Source organism: Hydrotalea flava (genome assembly GCF_001623405.1).
Lineage (GTDB): Bacteria > Bacteroidota > Bacteroidia > Chitinophagales > Chitinophagaceae > Hydrotalea > Hydrotalea flava.
In genome coordinates, this window is the sequence record NZ_LUHG01000044.1 from 1 (window position 1) to 18,490 (window position 18,490).

21 protein-coding genes and 1 tRNA gene are annotated in these 18,490 nt (G+C 37.1%); 15 read left to right on the forward strand and 7 right to left on the reverse strand.

Annotated features, from left to right (window positions below):
- Both A0F92_RS04260 and A0F92_RS04265 read right to left on the reverse strand, forming a co-directional pair.
- Positions 1-277: helix-turn-helix domain-containing protein (locus A0F92_RS04260; protein WP_167516643.1), on the reverse strand; the 277-nt coding region annotated here is incomplete at its 3' end.
- Between the two features lie 156 nt (positions 278-433).
- The gene (locus A0F92_RS04265; RefSeq protein WP_167516805.1) at positions 434-877 is read right to left on the reverse strand and encodes a GyrI-like domain-containing protein; all 444 of its coding nucleotides are present in this window, start codon (positions 875-877) and stop codon (positions 434-436) included.
- 246 nt (positions 878-1,123) lie between these two features.
- On the opposite strand from A0F92_RS04265, the gene A0F92_RS04270 reads away from it, so the two are divergent.
- From A0F92_RS04270 to traJ, 7 genes are all read left to right on the forward strand, one after another.
- Complete coding sequence (locus tag A0F92_RS04270; RefSeq protein WP_253810144.1) at positions 1,124-1,495, forward strand: DUF4133 domain-containing protein; 372 nt, start codon at positions 1,124-1,126, stop codon at positions 1,493-1,495.
- Positions 1,479-3,923, forward strand: a complete 2,445-nt coding sequence (locus A0F92_RS04275; protein ID WP_068242046.1) for a TraG family conjugative transposon ATPase — start codon at positions 1,479-1,481, stop codon at positions 3,921-3,923. The genes A0F92_RS04270 and A0F92_RS04275 overlap by 17 nt, the downstream gene beginning before the upstream one ends.
- Positions 3,924-3,927: 4 nt before the next feature.
- A complete protein-coding gene (locus tag A0F92_RS04280) occupies positions 3,928-4,308 on the forward strand; it encodes a hypothetical protein (RefSeq protein ID WP_068242047.1) in 381 nt (126 codons plus the stop codon).
- Positions 4,309-4,314: 6 nt separating this feature from the next.
- Complete coding sequence (locus A0F92_RS04285; RefSeq protein ID WP_068242054.1) at positions 4,315-4,995, forward strand: conjugal transfer protein TraI; 681 nt, start codon at positions 4,315-4,317, stop codon at positions 4,993-4,995.
- 35 nt (positions 4,996-5,030) lie between these two features.
- The gene (locus tag A0F92_RS04290) at positions 5,031-5,675 is read left to right on the forward strand and encodes a hypothetical protein (RefSeq protein ID WP_068242056.1); all 645 of its coding nucleotides are present in this window, start codon (positions 5,031-5,033) and stop codon (positions 5,673-5,675) included.
- Complete coding sequence (locus A0F92_RS04295; protein WP_068242058.1) at positions 5,672-6,298, forward strand: hypothetical protein; 627 nt, start codon at positions 5,672-5,674, stop codon at positions 6,296-6,298. Before A0F92_RS04290 ends, A0F92_RS04295 begins: the two co-directional genes overlap by 4 nt.
- A 106-nt stretch (positions 6,299-6,404) precedes the next feature.
- Entirely contained in the window at positions 6,405-7,523 is a 1,119-nt protein-coding gene (gene traJ / locus A0F92_RS04300; protein WP_253810146.1) for a conjugative transposon protein TraJ, read from the forward strand.
- On the opposite strand, the gene A0F92_RS04305 is transcribed toward traJ, so the two are convergent.
- From A0F92_RS04305 to A0F92_RS04315, 3 genes are all read right to left on the reverse strand, one after another.
- Positions 7,524-8,372, reverse strand: coding sequence for a nucleotidyl transferase AbiEii/AbiGii toxin family protein (locus tag A0F92_RS04305; protein WP_253810148.1), 849 nt, complete (start codon positions 8,370-8,372; stop codon positions 7,524-7,526).
- Positions 8,373-8,480: 108 nt separating this feature from the next.
- On the reverse strand, positions 8,481-9,065 hold the full coding sequence (locus A0F92_RS04310; protein ID WP_068242062.1) for a DUF6088 family protein: 585 nt from the start codon (positions 9,063-9,065) through the stop codon (positions 8,481-8,483).
- 141 nt (positions 9,066-9,206) lie between these two features.
- Positions 9,207-10,583: a hypothetical protein gene (locus tag A0F92_RS04315; protein ID WP_068242064.1), complete on the reverse strand. Its 1,377-nt coding sequence runs from the start codon at positions 10,581-10,583 to the stop codon at positions 9,207-9,209.
- Between the two features lie 139 nt (positions 10,584-10,722).
- On the opposite strand from A0F92_RS04315, the gene traK reads away from it, so the two are divergent.
- Genes traK through A0F92_RS04355 form a run of 8 tightly spaced genes read left to right on the forward strand, consistent with a single transcriptional unit; the run spans position 10,723 to position 17,156 of the window.
- A complete protein-coding gene (traK, locus tag A0F92_RS04320; RefSeq protein ID WP_068242066.1) occupies positions 10,723-11,340 on the forward strand; it encodes a conjugative transposon protein TraK in 618 nt (205 codons plus the stop codon).
- A gap of 1 nt (position 11,341) precedes the next feature.
- A complete protein-coding gene (locus A0F92_RS04325) occupies positions 11,342-11,839 on the forward strand; it encodes a hypothetical protein (RefSeq protein ID WP_068242068.1) in 498 nt (165 codons plus the stop codon).
- A 50-nt stretch (positions 11,840-11,889) separates the two neighbouring features.
- Positions 11,890-13,125 (forward strand): conjugative transposon protein TraM, encoded by a 1,236-nt coding sequence (gene traM / locus A0F92_RS04330; RefSeq protein WP_262490031.1) that lies wholly within the window; start codon positions 11,890-11,892, stop codon positions 13,123-13,125.
- A gap of 18 nt (positions 13,126-13,143) precedes the next feature.
- Positions 13,144-13,908: a conjugative transposon protein TraN gene (gene traN / locus A0F92_RS04335; protein ID WP_068242070.1), complete on the forward strand. Its 765-nt coding sequence runs from the start codon at positions 13,144-13,146 to the stop codon at positions 13,906-13,908.
- 4 nt (positions 13,909-13,912) lie between these two features.
- Entirely contained in the window at positions 13,913-15,718 is a 1,806-nt protein-coding gene (locus A0F92_RS04340; protein ID WP_068242072.1) for a hypothetical protein, read from the forward strand.
- Between the two features lie 41 nt (positions 15,719-15,759).
- Entirely contained in the window at positions 15,760-16,521 is a 762-nt protein-coding gene (locus tag A0F92_RS04345) for a hypothetical protein (protein WP_068242074.1), read from the forward strand.
- A gap of 5 nt (positions 16,522-16,526) precedes the next feature.
- Positions 16,527-16,826, forward strand: a complete 300-nt coding sequence (locus tag A0F92_RS04350) for a hypothetical protein (RefSeq protein ID WP_068242075.1) — start codon at positions 16,527-16,529, stop codon at positions 16,824-16,826.
- A 3-nt stretch (positions 16,827-16,829) separates the two neighbouring features.
- Positions 16,830-17,156, forward strand: coding sequence for a helix-turn-helix domain-containing protein (locus A0F92_RS04355; RefSeq protein ID WP_068242077.1), 327 nt, complete (start codon positions 16,830-16,832; stop codon positions 17,154-17,156).
- Between the two features lie 317 nt (positions 17,157-17,473).
- On the opposite strand, the gene A0F92_RS04360 is transcribed toward A0F92_RS04355, so the two are convergent.
- Both A0F92_RS04360 and A0F92_RS04365 read right to left on the reverse strand, forming a co-directional pair.
- Positions 17,474-17,547 (reverse strand) — tRNA-Arg (locus A0F92_RS04360).
- Positions 17,548-17,695: 148 nt separating this feature from the next.
- Positions 17,696-18,475 carry an SDR family NAD(P)-dependent oxidoreductase gene (locus tag A0F92_RS04365; protein ID WP_068242079.1) on the reverse strand — a complete coding sequence of 260 codons (780 nt, stop codon included), beginning with the start codon at positions 18,473-18,475 and terminating at the stop codon, positions 17,696-17,698.
- Positions 18,476-18,490 lie beyond the last annotated feature (15 nt).

The following is an 18,490-nucleotide window of genomic DNA, read 5'->3' on the forward strand; positions in this document are numbered from 1 at the left end:
CGTTGGATACACGCAACTGACCCAAAGCAGGATTTTCAAAAGCCATTTCTACAACAGCCTTCTCAATTTCCGGCTCAATTCTGTTTTGCGGAATTGGTTTTTTGCGACTAATTTCTTTCAAGGCAATCGGACCGCCTGTATCATAGAGTTCTTTAATGCGGTAAAAGCTATCGCGGCTGTAACCGTAAACACGGCAAGCCTCTGATACGTTACCTAATTTTTCTGCTAATTTGAGTAATCCTAATTTGCTTTGGATTAACTTTGATTCTACATTCATTTCTGACAGTTTTTAAAGTGGTTAAATTGTTTGTTATTTCATTTGCAATTTAACCCAACTGTCAGATTAAGTTTTAACTATTTCAGTTAATATTGTGGTCTGCAAGAAAATTACCACTAACGAACCCAATGTTACAGGCATTGTTGTTCGTATTTCTTATTTCAAGCACATTATTAGTTCTGTTTCTAATTTACTTTCGTCTTTTGCCCAATGACCGTAAATTTCAATATATGGAAGTATAATTTCAAATCCTCGCTTGGCCAGTTCGTCTGTCATTTTTTGTCCTGTTTGCTTTATGAGATTGTGACTTCCAATGTGTTTATAGTAAGCATATTTTTCTACGTCTATTATCATTTTTTCAAGTCCAAAGTTGTCGTTGGCGATAGTTGGATTTTCAAGTTCAACACCTGCAAAAACTTTGTCGGCAGTTTCGTAAACCCAAATATTCTTTCCCCTATTTTTTATTTCGTTGGTTTTAATTACATCCCACATTTTGCCGCTCAACTTAAAAGCAGTTCCAGCATAATCTTTGTTTGTCGCTATACTGCCAAAACCGTAGATATCTAATTGAAAGTTTTTGGTAATTATCTCTATGCCCATGTTATTATGATTTACTTGTTTATGCATGTCAATCATTACAGTCGTGTTAGATGATTGCCTGTTCGTCTGCGAAGGACTGTCTACTGATAAACTTACAAACTGTCTGAATTGTGTAGCCGTCTAACATTGCTTGTAACTATTGTATTTCCGAATCTTGAAGATAAAACTTTCGCAAATACTTCCAAAATAGGATGATTTGCGAAGTACCTTCTCGTTTGTTAGTCCTACCCCTTTTACCAACTCCAATTGACTTTTGGTGAACAATTTGCAACATCGGAAAGTATGTCCTCATCCGTCTATCAAATTAACAAAGGCATCAATCGCAGCATTGAGTTCAAAGGGCTCAAAGCCCAATATATCTGGTACCTGGGCGGCGGCTTAGTGGTATTGCTGATACTATTTGCAATACTCTATATCAGCGGCCTGGGTATCTTTTTTTGCCTGCCATTCATTGCGGTGCTTACTACGGCTTTATTTATGCGTATCTACAAGTTAAGCCGCACTTATGGCGAGCATGGTATGATGAAAAAGATTGCCCGGCGTTCGGTGCCTGATGTGATAAAAAGCTATTCAAAAGTGAAACTGAAAAAGATGTTGCTGAATGAAAAATCTGAATGAGATACTACCCGTTTATTCAATTGAAAATAACGCCATCCTTTCCAAAATGGGTGATGTAACAGTTGTGTTTGATGTGCAATTACCGGAACTGTTTACGATGAGCAATGACGAATACGAAGCCTTTCATCATGCCTGGATAAAAGCTATAAAAGTTCTACCGGTTAATAGTGTATTACATAAGCAGGATTGGTTTACTGAAGCAAAGTATAAACCTTTGTTTGTACAAGAAGATAATAGTTTTCTTACCAGAAGCAGCGACCGGTTCTTTAATGAACGGCCTTACTTGGACCATCGCTGTTATATCATGCTTACAAAAAAGCCTGCGAACCGGAAGTTAGGTTCTTCCATTTTTAGCAGCCTGCTCCGCAGAACAATTGTGCCAGAAGAAACCTTGAAGCCAAAACACTTTCATGATTTCATGAATCATGTAGGCCAGTTTCAAAAAATTTTGTCTGACAGTGGTTTTGTGTCTATGAAAATGCTGACAAACGAATTACTGGCTGATTTTGTACTTCATTATATGAATCTCAGCAATGATGGTGTAATTCTCCGGGATATTGAATTTAAACCCGAATGGAAAATTGGCGAAAACCATTGCCAGCTTTACACAATGGCCGATGCAGAATTTGTTCCAGCATTATGTGGTTCCCGGATTAACTATGACAAGTACTCCACTGATAAAACAAAATTCAGCGTAGGGTTTGCATCACCAATTGGTCAGTTGCTCTCCTGCAATCACATCTATAATCAGTATGTGTTTATTGAGGATGTACAAAAAACGATGCAAAAGCTGGAAAGTAAAAGATTGCGGCTGCAATCACTTTCTGCATATAGCCGGGAAAATGCAATCAGTAAGCAGGCAACAGATGATTTTCTGAACGAAGCCATCAGTGAACAACGATTACCGGTAAAAGCTCACTTTAATTTACTGGCATGGACAGATAACAAAGAGGAATTGAAGAACATTAGAAACTTATGTTCATCAGCACTTACTCAAATGGATGCCACTCCCAAGTTAGAAACTGAAGGTTCAGCGCAAATATTTTGGGCAGGTATTCCGGGCAATGCTGCCGACTTTCCTATGAATGATACATTTGATACATTCAGTCCGCAGGCTTGTTGCTTTTTCAATTTGGAAACCAACTATCGTTCCTCTGTTAGCCCCATTGGCATCCGTTTGGGCGACCGGCTTTCTGGCAAACCCATCCATGTGGATATTTCGGATGAGCCAATGGATAAAGGCATCTGCACCAACAGAAATAAATTCATTTTGGGGCCTTCTGGAAGTGGAAAATCTTTCTTTACCAACCACATGGTGAGGAGCTATTACGAAAAAGGCACACATATTGTGCTGGTGGATGTGGGCCATTCCTACAAAGGCTTGTGCGATATGGTGAAGGGGTATTATTTCACCTATTCTGAAACCAAACCCATAAAGTTTAACCCGTTTTATATTGGTGAAGGCGATATACTGGACACTGAGAAAAAGGAAAGCATCAAAACATTGTTATTAGCTCTTTGGAAAAAAGATAATGAAACTTTTAACCGCAGCGAATATGTAGCCCTTTCAAATGCGTTGCAATTATATTTTGAAAAGGTAGAAAGCGATAAAAACTTGTTTCCCTGCTTTGATAGCTTCTATGAATTTTTGAAAGATGATTTTGTAGCGGTACTGAAAGGTGATAATGTAAAGGATAAAGATTTTGATGTTTCAAACTTCCTTTATGTTTTAAGACCATATTACAGAGGTGGTGAATTTGATTACTTACTAAATGCGAAAGAAAACCTTGATTTGTTGCAGCAGCGGTTTATTGTTTTTGAATTGGATAATATCAAAGACCATCCGATTCTGTTCCCAGTCGTAACTATCATCATTATGGAAGTGTTTATTTCTAAGATGAGGAAACTAAAAGGAATAAGAAAAATGATACTGATTGAAGAAGCCTGGAAGGCAATTGCTAAAGAAGGAATGGCAGAATATATTAAGTACCTGTTTAAAACGGTGAGAAAGTTTTTTGGCGAAGCGATTGTAGTAACACAGGAAGTAGAAGACATTATTTCATCACCGGTGGTAAAGCAGGCAATTATCAACAACAGCGATTGCAAAATATTATTAGACCAAAGTAAGTATCAAAACAAATTCGACCAGATACAGGAATTGTTGGGATTGACTGAAAAAGAAAAGGCGTTGGTTTTGTCTATCAACAAAGCCAATGACCCGACAAAAAAATATAAAGAGGTCTTTATTTCTCTTGGTGGTGTGTTGAGCAAAGTCTATCGTACAGAAGTATCGCCGGAAGAATACCTGGCATACACAACAGAGGAAAAAGAAAAAGTGAAGGTGCATGCTTATGCTGCAAAATTTGGCGGGGATATCGAAAAAGGGATTAAGGCTTTAGCAGATGAGATTATTCACTCTAAAAACTGATAGTATGAAAACAACAATGCTTATCCTTTTAGCAACTTTAATTATCTCCGGCTGCAATACCAGCGGCAAAGATGAAATTATGGAATTTATACCCGGCACCTATGTAAGAGTCGGGCAAAATGAATTTGGGAAAGAATTTGACACCCTAGTTATCACTATCCAAAATCCTGCAGCAAAGCAATTCAAAATTCAAAACCGATGGCACTATATCCGGCAGGTAGAAGGTGAAGCCAATGTTCCCGAATATAAAGTGAAAGAAACATCAGGTATTTACAATGCTGAAACAAAATTGCTGGAAGAGGCAGAAACCTTAGACCATTATTCTTTTGATGTGAAAGAAAAAGTTTTGTTTGATGGAACTAATAAGTTTAAAAAAATAAAATAGCGTGTTATGAAAAAAATATTGGCAGTGGTGGGGTTGAGTATGTGCTGTATGTTTTTGCCAATACAGGAAACCAAAGCTCAAATTCCAATTGCAGACATTATCAAAGCGGCAGTTAAAAAAGTAATAAAGGCAATTGACCTTCAAATGCAGCGGCTGCAGAACAAAACCATCTGGCTGCAAAATGCACAGAAAACGCTTGAGAATAAAATGAGCCAGCTAAAACTGAATGAGATTAAGGACTGGGTGGAGAAGCAGCGAAAGCTCTATGATGATTATTTTCAGGAACTATGGAAAGTAAAAGCCGCCCTGGCTTATTATAACAGGGTTAAAGACATTATAGAACGGCAGGTACAAATGGTAAAAGAGTACAAGGGCGCCTGGGCTTTATTTCGGCAAGACAAGAATTTTACACAGGAAGAACTGGACTATATGTACAACATTTATTCAGGGATGATGGACGAAAGCCTGAAAAGTATTGACCAGCTGTTTTTAGTGGTGAATGCCTTTGCTACACAAATGAGTGATGCCAAACGGCTGGAAATTATTAATACCGTCTCTGATAATCTGGAGCGACAGTATGTTGACTTAAAAGATTTCAATAATCAGAACAAGATGCTTAGTATTCAACGGGCATCCGAGCAGGGCGAAATTGAATATGTAAAAAGACTATACGGTATTAGCCGATAGCTGAAACAATATTGTGAAAAATGAAAATGTGAAGAATGAAAAGAATTTTGCTACTGGCAACAGTAAGTCTGTTTGCCTTTCACTCATCAAATGCCCAAACCTTTGATGAATGGTTCAATCAAAAGTCAACGCAAAAGAAATACCTGCTTCAACAAATTGCAGCCCTGCAAGTTTATCTTGGCTATGCCAAAAAAGGGTACAACATTGTAACAGGAGGGATTAATACTATCCGCAACATAAAAAACGGAGACTTCAACCTGCACCGTGATTTCTTTAACCGCCTCAAAAATGTAAACCCTGCCATACGCCGGTATGCAAAGGTTGCGGATATAATTGCTTACCAGGTCAAAATCATCAAACAAACAAAACTCTCCCTTCAGCAAATCAGGGTAACAAAACAATTTACTGAAGCTGAACTGGATTATTGCAAACATGTATTTGATACACTTTTAGATGAATGTATAAAAACAGTGGAAGAATTATTACTCGTTACAACACCAGGTGAATTGGAAATGAAGGATGATGAAAGGCTGAAACGGATTGACGGGTTGTATGCTGATGTGCAAGATAAGTATTCCTTTGCCTGCTCCTTTAGTGAAGATATGGGTTTACTGGCTGTACAACGCTTGGGAGAGCAGATGGAAATTAACCGTTCTAAAATAGTAAATGGAATAAAATGAAAAAGCTGATTGTGATTTTGATTATGTGCAGTATGAGTTTTCAGTTAAAGGCGCAAAGTGAAGAAGTGCAGCAACTGTTGCTGAATATTGAAAAACTGGCGCAGTTTAAAAAGATTTTACAGAATATGTATGATGGGTATAAACTCCTGAATAAGGGATATACTGCGGTTAAAAACATTTCGGAAGGAAATTTTAATATCCATAAAACTTTCTTAGATGGTTTAATGCAGGTAAGTCCGGCAGTTAAAAAGTATAAGCGAATTGCGGATATAATCAGCTATCAACTACGCATAGGTAAGGAATATAAATTAGCGTATAACCGGTTTAAGGAAGAAAAACAATTTAGTGCTGAAGAAATTAATTATCTCGGCAAAGTGTACAGCAACCTGTTTAATGAAAGCCTGAAAAGCCTGGATGAACTGGCTATGGTCATTACATCAGGAAAACTTCGTATGAGCGATGATGAACGGTTACAAGCCATTGATAAAATTTATTTGTCTGTTGAAGACCAATATTCCTTTCTGAAAGATTTTACTAATAATACCAATATGCTTTCGTTGCAAAGGAAATCAGAGCAGGCACAGATTGAGATGTCACGAAGACTGTATGGATTGAATAAATAAAAAAGGGGTGTTCACTTTTAAAGTTGTGAGAATGAAATTGTGTGTAAGAATAATCTGTATAGGGGTCATAATATTATTGATACCTCATTTAGCAGAAGCCCAGGGAATGGCCAACAGGATCCACAGCCTGCATGAAGTGCTGGAAAAATTATATGATGATATGATGCCTTTGTGCAGCAGATTGATTGGTGTCGGTCGTGGTATAGCTGGCTTTGCCGCTACCTGGTATATTGCTGCAAGAGTGTGGGGCCATATATCAAGAGCGGAGCCGGTTGATTTTTATCCCTTGTTCCGTCCGTTTGTTTTGGGTTTTGCTGTATTGATATTTCCTTCTGTTATTGCCATGATTAACGGAGTGATGAAACCAACGGTAACATCTACTGCAGCAATGGTAACAGATTCAGATAAAGCTGTTGCTCAATTGCTAAAAATGAAAGAAGAGGCAATAAAGAAAACAGCTTACTGGCAAATGTATGTTGGCCCAAATGGGTCTGGTGATAGAGATAAATGGTACAAATACAATTATGGGGATAAAAGCGAAGGTTGGATTAAAAGTATTGGCAACGATATTAAATTTGCTTTTGCAAAATTCTCCTATAACTTTCGCAACTCTATTAAGCAATGGATGAGTGAAGTATTGAAAGTTCTCTTTGAGGCTGCAGCACTTTGCATTAATACCATTCGCACATTTTACCTAATTGTATTGGCAATTCTTGGCCCATTGGTCTTTGGCATTGCCGTGTTTGATGGCTTTCAGCACACACTCACAGTTTGGATTGCCCGCTATCTCAACATCTTCCTATGGTTGCCTGTTGCTAATATTTTCGGCGGCATTATGGGTAAAATCCAGGAAAACATGTTGAAGGAAGATTTACAGCAGATTGCTACCAATGGCGATACGTTTTTTAGTACCACAGATACTGCATACTTAATTTTTATGATTATCGGTATCATTGGTTACTTCACTGTGCCGTCGGTTGCCAATTATATTATACATGCCGGTGGCGGCAATACATTACTTTATAAAGTAACAAATATGATGAGTACATCCAGCCGTACTGTTGTAGCGGGTGGCACTTCTATGGCAAGAGATGCAATGGGTGGAGCTTACAACAAAATGAGTAACAGTATGGCTGATGCAGGTGCATCACAAGGATATTTTAAAGAAGGTAATAGTGGTGGCGGAAGTAATTATATGAAGGATAAATTGAGTGGGAAAACATAACTACAACTTCCCAATATTTGTTTGAATGATATTCATTATTTCATCAAAAGGTATCTGGCCTTTGTAGTAAAGCTTGTTTGTTTTTTCATATCTTTTCTTAAATGCGTCCCGTAGTGCAGCATCTGATAAAAGAAAAGCCTGGTTTTCTGTAACCGGTATAGCAAAATCCTTTGCAGGAAACCTTTTCTTTTTATGGGCTTTGTATTCATCAGTGTCTATAAATTGCTGCACCAGTTCATTCTTTAACAGGCAGGCTATATCATAGTACTGCCGCATGTAATTGGGCCTTTCCGTTTTGTCTCCCTGCTCCTGACGAAATTTTGTTGCAATAGTTTGCAACTTCTCTACAAAAGTATAACCAGGGTGGTAGCAGGTAATGTCCACCGCCCGGTTATCATTAATTTTTATGCTGCCATTACCGGCAGCCTCATCATACGCCCAGGAACTTATTGTGAGGTTGCTGTTCGGAGTTACGGTATCAAAACCTGCTTCCATTAATATTCCTTCTTTCACACCCTCTATACTTTCTGTTTTGCTCTCATACAAAAGACGGATACCACCGCTGCGATAGTATGCTTCATCATCAAACGCTGTATCTCTCTTTACAGAAACAATACCATCAATCTTTATATTCGCTGCAAGCCAGTCATAATATTTCTTTCTTGATTCAATATGATTGGGTTTTGTCTTGGCCGGATTTTCTTCAACTCCCAATGATGCCGGTGGCTTTATATGAATGTCTATATCCTCAGAAAACCGGTCTATAATTTTATATCCTTTTGATAATGATGTTCCTCCTTTCAGTTCAAAATCGAATCCCTGTTTCTTCAATCCATACAGTACATGCATAATCCAGTAATCCTTCTCAATAAGCCCGGGCAGGATGTTGTTTTATCTGCCAATATATTCAGCAGATCTGGAAAGTCTTTGTGATTATGCAGGTAACCGTCAGCCATATTAGAGTGTATGAGGTTGTAGTAAGGGAGCAAATAATTTCTTTGCCTTTACGCTGCCATATTCCACCACTGAATGTTTCAGCTTTTTCTTATCCATCACTTCAACTTTGTCAGCCACTTTCTTTAATACTTCGCTGCTATCTTCCGCCAGTGATTCAAGATTATTTACTAAATCAACCAATAAAAATTCGGGTGTTACTTTTTTAGGAAAGTGGGGTTTTATTCGAAACTGAAATGTTTTATTACCCAGCTTAAACTCTCCGTGACGTTTATGATTATATACCGTTCTCACATTATACAATTGGGTGGTACCCACACCCAGGCTGTTATATACATTAGGTGTGGTAAGCAAAAAGCGATGGTCTTTTAAAAAACTTTCAACCAGCATATTTTCATCAGGTGGTGTTTTGCCAAAAGCACTTTCTTTTGGGTAATAGTACAGCCCTTGAGACAATTTTTGCAAAGTCCCATCCTGCACCAATTCATCCAGGTGCCTGTCAACCGACTTAGACCAATTGGCCAGTTCGGTACGGCGGTAAACCTCACCCGGCTTTAATTGCCTTTTTAATTGCTGTAACCTGCTCATATATTTTTATTTACCGGATAAAGGTACTATAATTTTTGATAAATAAATGAATATTAATTTAAAATTCATTCAAAATATATCATAATATATTGATAATCAGTTATGTTTTAATAAACCAATTCGGGCATCACAAACTAATTCTTACTTTACTATCGTATTAATGTTAATCGAAGAGAAAGGATGAAAATCAGGAGCCCAGCTAATCAGTTGTTCTCCCTTAAGTTTATGATGGGCAATGTTTGGAAATAAATCCATATCAATGGGATGTTTAGCATTGGGATTATGAAATAAATTTAACCCCTCACTCCATGTTTCAGTACAATTTTCATCAACCATATATGAAAACGATATTGGAGTAAATGAATGAGAATTGTGGTCATACCGGTCGCCAACTCTCAATACTTTTTGTTTGCTGGATGAAAAGCCTGCCTGGATACCCATCCTTGTAAACTTGGCAATTGTTCCAGTTGTGCTAAATAATACACCGCTTATGTTTTCACAATCTGGCTCAAAAAAGAATCCTGAATTTATTTTGGCACCTGTAGGTTTAGTATAGTGTGTTATCTTTTCAGTCTTGGCAAAAGCGGAGCCATCTTCCGAAACAATTAGCTCCTCTCTCTGTCCATATAGGTATTCCACTAAAGAAATGTATGACCAGGTCATTGAAAAATCATCATGAAAGTCAGCCACAGCCAATAAGAAAGGTTTGTCTTTTAAATGTGATAATTCCCAATATTTTTTACTCAATTTTGAAAAAAGGGTACTTCCATATCTAAGGGGTATTTCATTTTGAATTTTTGTCAAAATATCTGCCGGCCTCGTTAATTTTTCTTCATTGGGCAAATATGTTGGCGGATTGTTCTTATCCCTTCCCAATGTAACAGCTTCTACTCCAATTTCAACGTCATACTTTTGAATAATAAAATCAGGCCTTTCATACTTTCTGTTGATTAAAAACTCTTGCTCAGTTAGCGAGGCAAACAAATAAATTTCCCAAAGCCTGGCATCAAATCCATTTAGCGACTGAAATTGCTCGATAAAATTTCCGTCAATATCAGAAAGGTGGTTGGCTATTTCTATGATAGCCCTCTTTGAAGGGATAAATTGAGTATCCTCATTAAGTCTTGTAAAATAGGGATGAATTTTTTCCTGATTCACTACAATATTAAATAAATCCATTCCTCTTTCAGGCAGATTATGCACAACAGATTTAAGATTTTGGGCTGTATGCCACTTCATGGAATTGCTGAGCATATCCACAGCTTCAGCTTTACTCGAAAAACTTACTTTGGTATCAAATTCCCTGAATTGTCTGTTTTCATCTCTTACCAAAAGCACATAACTAAAGTCCCTGTCATATAAATCCAAAAGAACTACGCCTAAAATAGAGTTGTCGTCATTTGAATGATATTCTAACTCTCTTGCAAAATTTTGCACGGCTGGATGCCGTGTAAACAGCATAAAAATATTAAACTGATTCTTAGTAATCTGTCGTATAGTGATTGGTTCAACTTTCATTAAAATTCTGATAATAGTTTAAATGGCAAAGCTAAGGACGTTAGTTCTAAAGTTAGCCCTACCGCACTTACCCACTATTTGCCTTTCTTGGTAAAGTAATTGCAGAATATATAATTGTGAGTTTAGAAAAATGTGAGTAATGTTTCAGAAAACAAAAAATATAGATACCGCTTTTAGGTATATCCGGTTATTCAGTGTGGCATTCTTGGCTGCCTGTGTTATCATCTCTCTTTTTATTGCATACAAAAGCTATCAGCTTTCATCCCAATCTCAGAATAAAGTTTTTATACTGGCAAATGGCAAGGCATTAGAAGCTTATGCAGCCGACAGAAAAGATAATATACCTGTGGAAGCCAGGGACCATGTAAAAATGTTTCATCATTATTTCTTTACTCTCGACCCGGACGATAAAGTTATTCAGGCCAACATTACAAAAGCATTATACCTGGCAGATAATTCTGCAAAACAACAATACGATAACCTGAAGGAGAATGGGTATTATTCAAACCTCATATCGGGCAACATCAGCCAGGAAATCACAATGGATAGCATCATTATTAATACAGATGTGTATCCGTTTTATTTCAGGTATAAAGGGGAACAGAAAATCATTCGCCCCACCACCATTGTAACCAGGAGTCTGATTACCGAAGGATACCTGAGAAATGTTTCCCGTAGTGATAATAATTCACATGGTTTTTTAATTGAAAAATGGCGGACGTTGGAGAATACTGACATCAACATTCAAAACAGGTAGTATGTGGTTGTCCAAAAAGAAAAAGAAAGAGGTTCAGTCAGATGATAAAACTACCGTATCTGATAAAGTGGCTGGCAAAATTGCCGGTGTCGGCATTAAAGCACAACAGTTATTTGCAGAAAAAATGAACAGGATATTTATGAACACAGATTTTAAACGATTAAAACTACTACTGATATTTTTCTGCGTTTCTGCAGGTGGCTACAGTATTTATCTTATTGTAAACAGTGTTTTCAGTCCTGAAAGAAAGCAGAAAGCTTTAGAGATACAGCAAATGGATATTCCAAAGCACTTTAATAAAACGGGTGATGAAACTATAATGCCGGAGGCAACGGTAGATGAACAAACCTATTTACAAATACAGGATTTTAGAAAATACATGGATAGTTTAAAATTGAACAGAACGAATGAATACGACAGCATCCTGCAAGCCCGGCCGGGTTTGATGGATAGTGTGCAAATGCTGGAACAAATTTACTTATCACAAAACCAAAAATGAAGTGTATGAGCAGTGTACAAAGGTCGCAGGCCTTCCTGCGTAAACGGAAAATGATGCTGGTGTTGCCTTTTTTGGTAGTACCATTTCTTACAATGGCATTTTGGGCATTGGGTGGTGGTCAGGGAAAAGAACAGGCTATTATAGTAAAGCAGCAAGGTTTAAACTTAAATCTCCCTGATGCAAAAATGAAAGATGAGAACTTAACAGACAAACTAAGTTTTTATGATAAAGCTGATAAAGATTCTGCCAAACTTGAGGAATGGATGCGTACAGACCCGTATTATAAGCAACATGAAGACACATCTATTTTGCCCGTAAACGAATTAGAAGTACTCACTCAAAACTCAGCTTCCAAATACAACCAGCGGTTAAATTCATCGCCGTATGAAACATCTTCAAATAATCCTGAACAAAAGCTGATGCAAAAATTAGCTCTGCTGCAAAAGGAAATTAATAAACAGCCGGAAGCATCAGCCAATGAAAACCAGAATGCAACCAATTACAAACAAGATGAAGAACTTTCAGGCGAGGTGGATAGATTAGAAAACATGTTGCTTACAATGAATAAAACAAATACTGGCGACCAAGAGATGAACCAACTTAATGGAACATTAGAAAAGATACTGGATATTCAGCATCCACAAAGAATAAGGGAAAAGCTAAAAGAAAAATCATTACAACATAAACAAGTGGTTTATGCTGTAACTACTCAGCCTGCATTGGCAAATGTTTCGTTAATGGACACAAACAAAATTGCTACAAATAAGCTAAACAAATTCTATAGTTTGGACCCTGATAAATCAGTGGTTGAAGAAGGGCAGGCAATTGAAGCGATAGTGCACAGTAATCAAATGTTAGTGAACGGAGCTGTTATTCAATTGAGGTTAGCAACTGATATCTTTATAAATGGCATTCTTATCCCCAAAGGAAACCCTGTAAATGGTACTGCTTCACTAAATAACGAGAGGCTTGAAGTAGTGATAAATTCTATCAGGTATAAAAACACCTTATTCCCTGTAAAATTAGAATTATATGATATGGACGGCTTGCCGGGCATTTATGTTCCTGGTTCCATCAGCAGGGATGTGGCTAAAAATTCTGCCGATAACAGTCTCCAATTAATGGAACTCACCACACTTGACCCTTCTTTGAAGGCACAGGCCGCCGCTGCCGGCATCAATACGGTAAAAAGTTTAATGAGCAGGAAAGTAAAACAGGTAAAAGTTATGGTTAAAGAAGGTTACAAAGTTCTACTAAAGGATAAGAATAACGAATCCAATTTATAACGTATAAACTTTGAAAAGATGAAACGATTAGTGTGTATGATTTGTGTAGTGTGGTTATTCGTCTCTGCTGAGGCACAAACAAAACTGAGTATTACAACAGATAAAACCACCAGCCTTGTATTTCCCTTTGCTATTAAACATGTTGACAGGGGCACTTCCTCAGTTTTGGCACAACAGGTAAAAGAAGCCCCGGAAATTTTATTAGTAAAAGCAGCCGAAAAAGATTTTACAGAAACAAACCTGAGTGTTGTTACAGATGACGGGAGCGTATATGCCTTTACAGTTACTTACGATAATAAACCTGCTACATGGGTTTACTATCTGCCTGTTAACAGGACTGCAACAATTAGCTCCTATGCAAATGCCATTTTGGATAATGAACGAATTATAAAAGGCATAAAAGATAAAAAGTACAACATGAAGGCAGGTGTGAAAGGAATTTATATCAAGGACAACACAATATATTTCCAGGTGTACGTGAACAATGCCGGAACTGTCGATTATGATATGGACCTGCTGCGTTTTTTTATTAAGGACAAGAAAAGAAGTAAAAGAACCGCAGTTCAGGAGTCTGAACAAAAGCCCCTGCATATAACTGGAAATTATAGCAAAGTGAAAGGGAGCAGCAGCACTGTATTTGTAGCGGCACTTGAAAAGTTTACCATTCCTGATAAAAAATATTTAGCCATCCAAATGATGGAGAAGAATGGCGGCAGGCACTTTTTATTAAAGGTTCGTAATAAAGATATAATGAAAGCCAGAGTGTTGCCGGATTTAAAATGATAAAATGCCAAAGCAAAATCTTACAACCCTGAAAAGTCAATTACATGGGCTTGGTTTTTCAAGTGCTATTAATCAGGTAGAAGATTATGCAAAAGCAGGTAATAAGAACTTTGAAGCATTTATGTTTATAAAGAGTAGTAATGACCAGTTGATGTACACACTCGATTTTGAAAAGGATAACAATGGGTGGAGATTAAAAGGCTATAACCTGGTTAAAACATCTATTGATATACCCAAAGTGACAGTGGCCGGTTTTGATACAGGAGAGTTGGAACGAAGATTTGCAAGAGCTGACAAGATATACAATAACTATTACTCTGGGATGATTCGTAAAAATGATGAATCATTTCTCCAAAAACTGGAAGCTGACTTAATGAATGTTTTTAATGCAGGCAAAAAGGGAATGGATTTAGCCTCTCTGCTGATGGTTAAGTATTGGCCCGAAAGCGAATATGCAAAGTACTTAAAGGATGGAAACCAGTTAAAAGCAAAATACGAATCATCAATTAAAGTCGATGAGGCTGCCGGAGACTTAATACACGCAAAAGAAGCGTATAAAAGGCTTAAAGAAACTAAACGAATGAATAATGAACATCCCATAGCTGATGATGTACTTGACCTGGTGAATATTGCTCTGTCAAAAGGTGAACATTATATGACTTATAATAACAGTCTGTACTTTATTGATAAAGATGATATTCATTTTTTCAGAACAAAAGAAGAAGCAACTCAGTTTTCTAAAAATAATATCAGTGACCTGGACCACTTCACTGTTCTTCATTTCAATTCAGTTAAGGATGTTCTTGCACAAATTCCTTACAGCGAAAGTATAAATCAAATTCCGCAGCTTAACCCGGATGGAAATGGTTTATACAATAAAGAAGGCAATGCGTTTACCGATGCATTGATTGACCATTTTGATTCACAACAAGTATCAATATTTAATAAACAATTAAAAACAAATTTTATGAACAATGAAAATTTTCAGTATTTGGCGGATAACATCAAATACATGGGCTTTGGTGAAACACTTAAAGCCGATTTGGAAAGAAACATGGGAGAAGGCAAAGGTGAGTTTCAACTGAACTTTAAAGCCGAAATCAACAAAAAGCCTTTCGAGGCCACACTCAATTTCCGTAAATCTGATTCTACGGATATGTACTTCTTTAACAACTACCATGCTTCATTAGCAAAAAGTAATGGAGAAAAGAATGAGCAAACATTCTATCTGAACAAAGGAAAGGGGGTAACAGCAAAAGAAGCTTACAATCTGCTGGACGGCCGTGCCGTTCACAAAGATCTTACAACCAAAGAAGGCCAGCCATACAAAGCCTGGATTCAACTTGACTTTGAGAACAAAGACAAGAATAACAATTTTGAAGTAAAACAATTCCATGAAAACTATGGCTATGATTTGAAAGGAGCAGTTGAAAAATTTGCGGTGGCTGAATTGAACGACCCTGATAAATCAAAGGCGCTGATGCAATCACTGGAAAAAGGGAATGTACAATCGGTAACCATTGAAAAAGATGGTAGCAGTCACAAAATGTTTATGGAGGCGGACCCACAGTATAAGAAAGTAACACTGTACGATTCAAATATGAAAATGGTTGCTAAAGAATCGCTGGAGCAATACAAATCTGGAATAGATAAAGGCAGTAAAGAAGTAAAGGAAGGCCAGGAGAATGATAAAAAAAAAGATTTGAAGCCAGTAACGAAAACTGAAAAAGAAAAGCTGGAGAAAAAGAATGGGCAAAGCCTGCTGCCTAAAAAAAGGGAGAGTAAAGGCAAAGGTTTAGGGGTGTCATAATGCATCCCTAAATCATTTTTTTATTATACAACAGTAGTACCATGAATATTCAGAATATAACAGCACTGGTAAGCCAATTACAATCTTTGGGTTTTGAAAATTTGGCAAGCTTACTCTTGAAAAGGATTTGCTTTAAACCGGATAATTTTTATTTGAATCACAAAATAGCTAAGAATACCGAGCTACTGGAGTTCCGGCTTTATTTTGAGAAGCACAAGAATAGCAACGCTTATATGTTGCTGTATTATGATGTAGCACTACAACAGGAAAATGTTTTTGAAGAGCTAATGATTGCCGGGATTAACATAGCCGATCTTGAAAAGCAAATGACTGCTATAAACTGGATGTCAGCATTCAATCTTGATGAAAAAAAGAAGTTGGACCCAAGCGATAAAACAACCTGGGAAGCGGAGGTAAAAGTTGAATCTGTTGTTGAAAGTTTAGCTGCTCTTGAGAAGGATGAAAAAGGTAAAACCGTTGCATCAGCACTTAAAGCGAAGTTTTGGCATGGTACCCCATTTTATGAAATCTTTGGAAGTATTCCGGCAGTAAAGAATAAGTCAGATATTAGTCAGCGGTTTTACTTTTCTGAAAATAGTATTGGAATATCTGTAGATGAAGCCTACCGGTTTTTACAAAATAAGTGGCTTGAAAAGCAACTTCAGTTGAAAAAGAAACAGACAGATTCAACTGCTGAAAATGATAACGCCGAAACAAACAGTACTACAGGGAGCGGCTTGTTAAAAAAGCGGCGCATAAATCATTCTTCAAAGGGAAAGCGAAACAAGACTAATCAGGATTAACCAGTATGGAACCGTTTCCACCATTATCAGGTTTTTATAATGCCATTGCAGGTGATGCAAGAATTTGTAGCACTCATATCAGCATCTATATGGCCTTACTGCAACAATGGAATATTAATGGTGGAAGTAATCCTGTGAAAATAGAAAGAGCCATAATTATGAAAGCGGCTAAAATAAATGCCCGGCAGACATATAACCGGTGCATGAATCAACTACATGAGTTTGGGTATATCAGCTACAAGCCGTCTGCAAATAGTTCGGTTAAAAGTATTGTGGTATTGAAATATTGTGAAATTGAAAAGTGAGTTATGGAAACTTTATTTATTCCTACAGAAAATGATTTTAAAAGGTGGATTAAAGATGCAGTTAAGGAATATATCCAGGAACATCTGCAACATGCATGTTCAAATGAGAGTGATGATGAAGGGCTGCTCAATCGGAAAGAGATTGCAAAATTTCTCCGCATTTCCCTTGTAACCCTGAACGACTGGATAAAAAGAGGGCTGCCATCACATCCACAAAGAGGAAGAATTTATTTTGATAAAAAAGAAGTTCTGGATTACATCAAGGAGAAAAAAATGCGACAACTTAAAGTTGGTTCCAAGCTGTTTCATTTAAAGCAGCAAGTTGGTTAAACCAATGCATTATTTAAGCCTGAAAGTTTCAGGCTTTTTCATTGAATTTTTTGCCAAATTATTTAGGATAATTTGTAGCTTTACAGCACCTAAGTTCTTTTACATCATAATCTCAATGTTGTTTGCAAAAGATGTTTGCAAATCAGGATTAATGTCGTTTTGTTTGCAAATTGTTTGCAAATTTCAAAAATGACAAAAAACTGAGACAAGCAAGACAAGAAAATTTCAATCTCAAAATGATGTTTAAATCCATCAAAAAAGAAAAGAGATTGACTTGTTTTATCAAATCAATCTCTTCGCAATAAATTGAAAATCAGTGACTCTGTTAGGATTCAAACCTAAAACCTCTTGATCCGTAGTCAAGTGCTCTATTCAGTTGAGCTACAGAGCCGTGTTAAATCAAATTATCAAAAAACAACTTTCCAACCTTCTGATCCGTAGTCAAATGCTCTATTCAGTTGAGCTACGGGGCCTTATCCCTAATTAGGGCTGCAAATATAAAGGGTTAATCTTTAAAAGCAAAAAGGTAATAAAAAATTTTATTCCTTATAAATTCCTGCAGCAGCTTTTTCAACCCATTTTTTAGGGAGTAACCAGGCAAAAAATACACCTAATTGGTTCATCCAGCCTGTAATTTTTTCTGTTTTTCCGGCATACATGGCATCAATTGCCATAGTAGCCACATCTTTAGCAGGCATGTTTAAACGCGCTGCCGCTTTTTGTGCTTTTAAACCAACTTGGGCCCTGTTCGGAAAATCAGTATCTGTTGCACCGGGGCAAACAACGGTTACTGTTACATTGGTATTTTTTAATTCATATTGTAAACCCCTGCTAAAACTGAGTAAAAAAGATTTGGTGGCAGCATATAAAGTTAAACCCGGTACAGCCTGATAGGCTGCAGCACTGGCAACATTCAGAATATAACTTCTGGCTTGTTGTTTTAAAAGTGGAAGTAACAAATAAGTAAGCTGCACGGGTGCCAGCATGTTTAAGCGCATCATATCTTCATGTTGCATCAGCGGATACTTTTCAAAAGAACCGCTTAATCCATAACCGGCATTATTAATCAGGGCCTGTATGGGATAGTTGTTGTGTTGTATCCAATTATATACTTTTTCAGCTGCATTTTCTTTCGCTAAATCTATTACCAGATATTGCACATCAATGCCACATTTATCGGCCAATTCTTTTGAAAAACTTGCTAAAATTTGTTCGCTTCTTGCAATCAGTAACAGGTTGTTTTTTTGTTTAGCTAATAATTCGGCCATGGCTTTACCAATGCCTTTACTGGAACCTGTAATAAGTATATAAGGTTTCATATCAAAATGCAATAA